Annotated in this window: 7 protein-coding genes and 1 pseudogene; 7 read left to right on the top strand and 1 reads right to left on the bottom strand. The window is 63.0% G+C overall.

Translation table 11 applies throughout. The annotated features are described in order from the left end of the window. On the bottom strand, positions 1–360 hold a 360-nt coding region (locus AC1DY5_RS35290; protein ID WP_478119106.1), incomplete at its 3' end, for a cupin domain-containing protein. A gap of 264 nt (positions 361–624) precedes the next feature. On the opposite strand from AC1DY5_RS35290, the gene AC1DY5_RS35285 reads away from it, so the two are divergent. The 7 genes and pseudogenes from AC1DY5_RS35285 to AC1DY5_RS35255 form a co-directional block, all read left to right on the top strand. Further along, positions 625–1,416, top strand: coding sequence for an SDR family oxidoreductase (locus AC1DY5_RS35285; protein ID WP_478119105.1), 792 nt, complete (start codon positions 625–627; stop codon positions 1,414–1,416). 76 nt (positions 1,417–1,492) lie between these two features. Further along, entirely contained in the window at positions 1,493–2,731 is a 1,239-nt protein-coding gene (locus AC1DY5_RS35280; protein ID WP_478119103.1) for a styrene monooxygenase/indole monooxygenase family protein, read from the top strand. A gap of 42 nt (positions 2,732–2,773) precedes the next feature. Beyond that, positions 2,774–4,009: pseudogene (locus AC1DY5_RS35275) on the top strand (styrene monooxygenase/indole monooxygenase family protein); the annotation flags it as partial. Next, positions 4,007–4,504, top strand: a complete 498-nt coding sequence (locus AC1DY5_RS35270; RefSeq protein WP_478119110.1) for a flavin reductase family protein — start codon at positions 4,007–4,009, stop codon at positions 4,502–4,504. The pseudogene AC1DY5_RS35275 and the gene AC1DY5_RS35270, both read left to right, overlap by 3 nt. Positions 4,505–4,550: 46 nt before the next feature. Beyond that, positions 4,551–5,786, top strand: coding sequence for a dienelactone hydrolase family protein (locus AC1DY5_RS35265; protein ID WP_478119101.1), 1,236 nt, complete (start codon positions 4,551–4,553; stop codon positions 5,784–5,786). Positions 5,787–6,528: 742 nt separating this feature from the next. Next, entirely contained in the window at positions 6,529–6,870 is a 342-nt protein-coding gene (locus tag AC1DY5_RS35260) for a YciI family protein (RefSeq protein WP_478119099.1), read from the top strand. A gap of 154 nt (positions 6,871–7,024) precedes the next feature. Then, on the top strand, positions 7,025–7,184 hold a 160-nt coding region (locus AC1DY5_RS35255; protein ID WP_478119108.1), incomplete at its 3' end, for a helix-turn-helix domain-containing protein.

Here is a 7,184-nt window from a genome sequence, read left to right as displayed (position 1 = left end):
GCGCATGCGCACGGGTTCGGTGGGCGACAGCAGCGACGCTGTCTGTGTGTCGGCGTCCACCTGCTGCGCCCCGCATTGCACATGCGCTCCGCCGCGCAGCGGAATCTGCAACAGAAAGAAGTCGCCCAACAATCCGGGATCTATGCGCACGCTGGGCCCGTACTGCACATAGTTGAGGCACACGTCGCGGTGCAGCAAGGCGCTGTGGTGGCAGGCATCCAGCTCGGTACGCGGACGCACCGTCTCCAGCCGATGAGGGCAAAAGATTCGCGCGACGCTTTCACGCGCCTCGTCGAGGTCATGACTCCCGAATAGGCGGTACCGTGCCAGAGGCAGCGACGGTGCGAAGTGATGATCCATGTGAGAAAAAGCTTAGCAAAAAACAGGCCTGGGCGCCATCGCGGATGGCCCTGAGAACCGGCCTCTCATGGCCCACGATTTCACGCAGGGGACCCCCTCAATGCCGGACGAAAACTGTCGCCCGGTATGGCGACCGCGACGCCGTCAGAAAACATGCGTCCCGGGGATAGTGGATTCGTTTCGCGGATCACTCGCCCGGTCAGCCCGAACTAAGCTGAACACAAGGGCTCGAACAACGCCCCCATCAGCATAGAAGGAGACTATATGTTCAACGGATTGGCGGGAAAGAGCGCAATCATCACCGGCGGTGCCACGCTCCTCGGCGCTGGCGTCGTGCGGGCGTTTCATGATGCCGGCGTCAAGGTCATGGTGGCCGACATCAACGCGGAAGGCGGACAAGCCCTGGCGGACGGCTTCTCGAGCGGGGTGGCTTTTCGCCAGACCGACATCACGGACGACGCCCAGGTCCAGGCCTGTGTGGACGAGGCGGTGACGCGCCACGGCGGCGTGGACTACCTGGTGAACCTGGCCTGCTCCTATGTGGACGACGGCATCAACTCTTCGCGCGCCGACTGGATGACCTCGTTCAACGTCAACGTGGCCAGCGCCGTGATGATGCTCAAGGCCGTGCGCCCGCATATGAACAAGGCCGGCGGCGGCGCGGTGGTGAACTTCACCAGCATTTCCTCGCGTGTGGCGCAGACCGGGCGCTGGCTCTACCCGGTGAGCAAGGCGGCGATGGTGCAACTCACCCGCAACATGGCGATGGACCTGGCGCCCGAGGGCATCCGCGTCAACAGCGTGTCGCCGGGCTGGACCTGGTCAGCCATCATGAACCAGCTCACGAACGGCGACCGTGCCAAGACCAATCGGGTGGCCGCGCCCTTCCATCTGCTGCGCCGTGTCGGCAACCCGGAAGAGGTTGCCAACGTGGTGCTGTTCCTGTGCTCCGACCTGGCCAGCTTTGTGACCGGGGCCGACTACGCCGTCGACGGTGGCTACTCCGCGATGGGGCCGGAGTCGTACGAGCCAGCCATCCCGAAGCTGATGGGCTGACCGCCCCCCACGTTCCGGCGCGGCGTGGTGCCGGAGTCTGCCTGTTATTCACCCCTCTTCTTTCTGGAGAAAACGTATGCGCAAGATCATGATCGTTGGAGCCGGCCAGTCCGGCCTGCAACTCGCCCTCGGCCTGCTCAACGCGGGCTTCGAGGTCACCCTCGTCTCCAACCGCACCGGCGACGACATCCGCGCCGGCAAAGTCATGTCAAGCCAATGCATGTTTCACACATCGCTGCAGATCGAGCGGGACCTGGGCATCAACCAATGGGAGCGCGATTGCCCGACGGTGGATGGGATCGGCCTGGCGGTCCCTCACCCCGAGCAGAAAGGCGCCAAGGTGATCGACTGGGCGGCGCGTCTGCGCTCCTACGCCCAGTCAGTGGACCAGCGGGTGAAGATCCCGGGCTGGATGGCAGAGTTCGAGAAAAGCGGGGGCGAACTGGTCATCAAGGACGCCGGCGTCGAAGACCTGGAGGCCTACACCCAGAGCCACGACCTCACCATCGTCTCCAGCGGCAAGGGAGAGATCGCTAAGCTGTTCGAGCGTGATGCGATCAAGTCAACGTTCGACAAGCCGCAGCGTGCGCTCGCGCTCACGTATGTGAAGAACATGCGGCCGCGCGAACCCTTCTCCGCCGTTTGTTTCAACCTGATCCCGACCGTGGGCGAGTACTTCGTGTTCCCGGCGCTGACAACAACGGGGCCGTGCGAGATCATGGTGTTCGAGGGTGTCCCCGGAGGCCCCATGGACTGCTGGGCGGACGTGAAAACGCCTGAGCAGCATCTCGCCAAGAGCAAGTGGATCCTCAACACCTTCATCCCGTGGGAGGCGGAGCGCTGCCGCGACATCGAGTTGACCGACGACAACGGCATCTTGGCAGGTCGCTTCGCGCCCACGGTACGCAAACCGGTGGCGACGCTCCCATCGGGCCGCAAGGTGTTCGGCATGGCCGACGTGGTGGTGCTGAACGACCCGATCACCGGTCAGGGCTCCAACAACGCCGCCAAATGTGCCGACGTGTACCTGAGAAGCATCATCGAGCACGGGGATCGGCCGATCAATCATCACTGGATGCAGCACACCTTCGACCGCTACTGGTTCGGCTATTCCCAGTGGGTCACGCAATGGACCAACATGCTGCTCACCCCGCCGCCGCCGCACGTGCTCAAGCTTCTGGGCAGCGCCGGAGCGATGCCGGCGCTGGCGAGCGCCATCGTCAACGGATTCGACGATCCGCGTACGTTTTTCCCGTGGTTTGCCGACCCGGTCGAGGCCGACCGCTTCATCGAAACCTGGGCGGCTGCCGCATAAACATCATCCGTAGGCTGTGCGGCCAACGAAAGAATGAGACTCATGAAACGCTTCGCCATCATCGGCGCCGGCCAATCCGGCATGCAACTCGCGCTCGGCCTGCTCGACGCGGGTCACGGGGTTACGGTCGTGTCCAACCGGACGGCGAAGGAGATCCACGAGGGGCCGGTCATGTCCAGCCAGTGCATGTTCGAAACCGCGCTGCAGGCCGAACGCGATCTCGGCCTCAACTGGTGGGAGCATGACTGCCCCCCGGTGGAAGGCATCAGTCTGGCCGTGGCGGGTGCCGGGAACAGCAAGGCTATTGATTGGGCGGCAAAACTCGACGGCCACGCCAAATCGGTCGATCAGCGGATCAAGGTCTCCGCCTGGATGACCGAGTTCGGGAAGCGGGGGGGCGAACTGGTGATCCGGGAAGCGGGCATCAACGACCTCGAGGCTTTTACCCAGGATCACGATCTTGTCATTGTCGCCAGTGGCAAAGGAGAGATTAGCGGGCTCTTCGAGCGTGACGCGCCGAAGTCGCCCTTCGACAAACCACAACGGGCGCTCGCCCTCACCTATGTCAAGGGCATGAAGCCCATGCAGCCATTCTCCCGGGTGTGCTTCAACCTCATTCCGGGCGTGGGAGAGTATTTCGTCTTCCCCGCGCTGACCACGACCGGCCCTTGCGAAATCATGGTGTTCGAGGGCATCCCCGGCGGTCCCATGGATTGCTGGCATGACGTGACGACGCCGGAAGAGCACCTTGCGCGGAGCAAATGGATTCTCGACACCTTCCTGCCCTGGGAGGCCGAGCGCTGCCGCGACATCGAACTGACCGACGACAACGGCATCCTCGCCGGCCGTTTCACCCCGACCGTGCGCAAGCCCGTGGCGAAACTGCTCTCCGGTCGCTGCATCCTCGGCATGGCCGATGTCGTCGTGCTCAACGACCCCATCACCGGCCAAGGCTCGAACAACGCCGCAAAATGCGCCGACATCTATCTCAAGGGCATCCTGGAACACGAAGGCAAGCCGTTTGACTCTGAGTGGATGCAGCAGACGTTCGACCGTTACTGGAGGGGCTACGCCCAGTGGGTCACGGACTGGACCAACAGCCTGCTTGCCGCGCCCCGCCCGCAAATGCTGAAAATCCTGCAGAGCGCGGCCAACATGGCTTCGGTCGCGAGCACCATCGTCAACGGCTTTGACGATCCGCGCACCTTCTACCCCTGGTGGTTCGATGCCGTGGAGGCAGACCGCTTCCTTGAAACCAAGGCCAGAGAAGCAGCCGTGGATCGCTTCGATCGGCGCGATTTCCGCAAGGCGCTCGGCCAATTCGCCACCGGTGTCACCGTGATCACCAGCCGCGCCATCGATGGGCGGCGGGTGGGCATGACCGCCAACTCCTTCTCATCGGTCTCCCTGGAGCCGCCGCTGGTGCTGTGGAGTCTCGCCAAGGAGGCTCCCAGTCTTGCCGATTTCACTGGCGCAAGCCACTTCTCCATCAACGTGCTTGCCGCCAATCAGCATCATCTGTCGCGCCAGTTCTCCACCTCGCAGCCCGACAAGTTCAGCGGCGTGGACTGCTGCGAAAGCACTGCCGGTGTGCCGCTCCTGAATGGCGTCATCGCGCGCTTCCTGTGCCGCAACGTCAAGCAGTACGACGGCGGCGACCACCTGATCTTCATCGGCGAAGTCGAGAAATACGAACGCTTCGATGGTGAGCCACTGGTCTTTCACTCGGGGTACTACCGGGTGGCCACGCGACACCCTGAAATCGCCCAATAACCTATTTGCAATCCCGCAATCCAATCTGCTCTCAAGGAGAATATTCATGGCCGGACAATGGATCACCCTCAACGCCGCTGACGGCAGCGGCAGTTTCCGCGGCTACCTTGCCACCCCGGCGTCCGGCAACGGGCCGGGGCTGGTGTTGGCCCAGGAGATCTTCGGCGTCAACGCAACCATGCAGCAGGTGGCGGACTACTACGCCGAAGAGGGCTACATCGTGCTGGTGCCCGACCTGTTCTGGCGCCAGGAGCCGAACGTCGAACTGGGCTACACCGAGGCCGACTGGCAGCGCGCCTTCAGCCTCTACCAGAGCTTCAACGAGGCCAAGGGGGTCGAGGACATCCAGGTCAGCCTGAGCGCACTGCGCCAGCGCCCTGAGCTGCTGGGCAAGGTGGGCGTGCTGGGCTTCTGTCTGGGCGGCAAGCTGGCCTACCTGGCCGCCTGCCGCACCGATGCCGACGTGGCCGTGGGCTACTACGGCGTGGGTATCGAGAATGCACTCGACGAGGCCAAGAACATCCGTGGTCGACTGGTACTGCACATCCCCGAGCAGGACAAGTTCTGCCCGCCCGAGGCGCGCACGGCCATCCTTGCGGCGCTGTCCGGGCGCGAGCACACCGAGCTGTACGTGTATCCCGGCGTCGATCACGCGTTTGCGCGCATTGGTGGCGACCACTACCACAAGCCTTCGGCACTGATGGCGCACCAGCGCAGCGTGACCGCGCTGCGCCGCGAGATGGGCCCGCACTACGACTTCTCGGCCCTGTGGGACAAGCACTGCGAATACGAGTTCGCCACGCGCAATGTGGCCGACACCATGGCGACGATGGTGGCGCAGCCGTACGTGAATCACATTCCCACCATGACGGGCGGGGTGGGCTCGAAGATGCTTGCGCGCTTCTACCAAAACCACTTCGTGAACAGCAACCCGCCCGACACGACGCTGATTCCGATCTCTCGCACGATCGGGGCCACGCAAATCGTCGATGAATTGTTGTTCTGCTTCACACACACCTGCGAGATCGACTGGATGCTGCCGGGCATCGTGCCCACCGGAAAACGGGTTGAGATTCCCCTGGTGGCCATCGTCAAGTTCCGCGGCGACAAGCTCTACCACGAGCACATCTACTGGGACCAGGCCAGCGTGCTGGTGCAGATCGGCAAGCTCGACCCCAAGGGACTCCCGGTAGCCGGTATCGAGACCGCGCGCAAGCTGCTCGATGAAACCCTGCCGTCGAACACCTTGATGAAGGCCTGGGACCGGTCGGCGGGCAAGTGAAGGGTCGCCGCTGACGGGCAGCCAGAAGCTGGCAGCTGCTGCTGGTGGCAACGTAAGGCGTGATGCATCGGCACTCGACCCGCTTGTCGAGCAGACCGACACGCTAGCGTGGCCGGGCGACTACCGCGTTCCCAATGGGATCGCTGGTGCACGTGCCGCCACCTCGGCCTGACGGAACTGCGGCCCAMAGCCTCTTCGGCCTCAGCTGGCTGCGCTGTGATGTACACGCCAGCAGCGACGAACTGCGGGTTCGCGAACTASGAAAATCAAGAAGTAGTTCGAGGCGGCCGTYGACGAGCTCGTCCTCTTCGAGGGCCCCGGGCGTTGCCCTSCGGGCGGGCATGATCGAACTTTCAAACACTTCTTCTCCACCAAATCGACAGCTCGGCGTGGCCTTTYCCGCTGCCGCCATTCGGTRGGCGAAACGGCAGCTTTGCTGCCTCGAAACATGARTTTCGAATGTCGCCTTTGGGCCCATACGGGTCATCCGCATCAAGCTTACGTTGAGCGCTGAAGCATGGATGCGCATCCAGCCCCTGACCGGTGACTGGAGCTAACCGGATACGCCTTATAAATATACATATATGCAACGCAAACCCAGACTAGACGCTCCCTGCGAGCAGGCTGGGGGTGCCGAATTGGGGAGCCACCAAGCCGTGATAAATGGACACGGCTGTCTCCCTACAACACGTTAGGCCGCACACAGGCTTCACGACCGCCATCAATTCCCAGAAGGAGCACCATGGCCAAGTACCTGATCTCTTTTCCAAGCGCGGCGATGGTTGTGCCCGATGGAGAATGGGGAGCGGTGGGCCGCGACGCACACGCTGTGATTGATGAGGCGAAAGCCGCCGGTGTTTACGTCTTCGGCGGCGGAATCGACGAAGACGTACCGCCCATACTCGTCTCTGCTGACGGCGCGGTTGCAATGGGCGGCTATCCTTGGGCGCCCACGCTCGACGGCGGCTTCACCGTGTTGGAACTGCCTTCGCGCGATGAGGCCATCGCGTGGGCGGCGCGCATCGCCAAGGCCTGTCGCTGCGACCAAGAACTGCGCGTCTTCGGGTTCGACCCGCAGTCCTAAGGACAGCACTGAAATGGCGCGGCAAGTGCGGCATAACAATTCATTCAAGCCGAACCCGCTTCGCGGGTCGGCTTATTGAGATTTACCAAATCCATGACAACCAATAACGTCCTCGAACGTTATCCAATCAGTGGATTGATTGGAGGTAGGTTGCATGGGCAAGAAGATGGACGAGGCCACGCGCAAACGGGTGCAGGCTGGGCGAATGCTGCTGGCGGGCAAGACCCCCGCGCAGGCCGCAGCGGCGGTTGGCGTGGCACGCCAGACCGTGTACACGTGGAAGGCCCGGCTCGATGAAGGCGGGATCGATGCGT

It is taken from the genome of Variovorax sp. P4_D9 (assembly GCF_056401695.1).
Note: the sequence above shows the minus strand (reverse complement) of the source record. Positions and strands in the feature narration are given on the sequence as shown.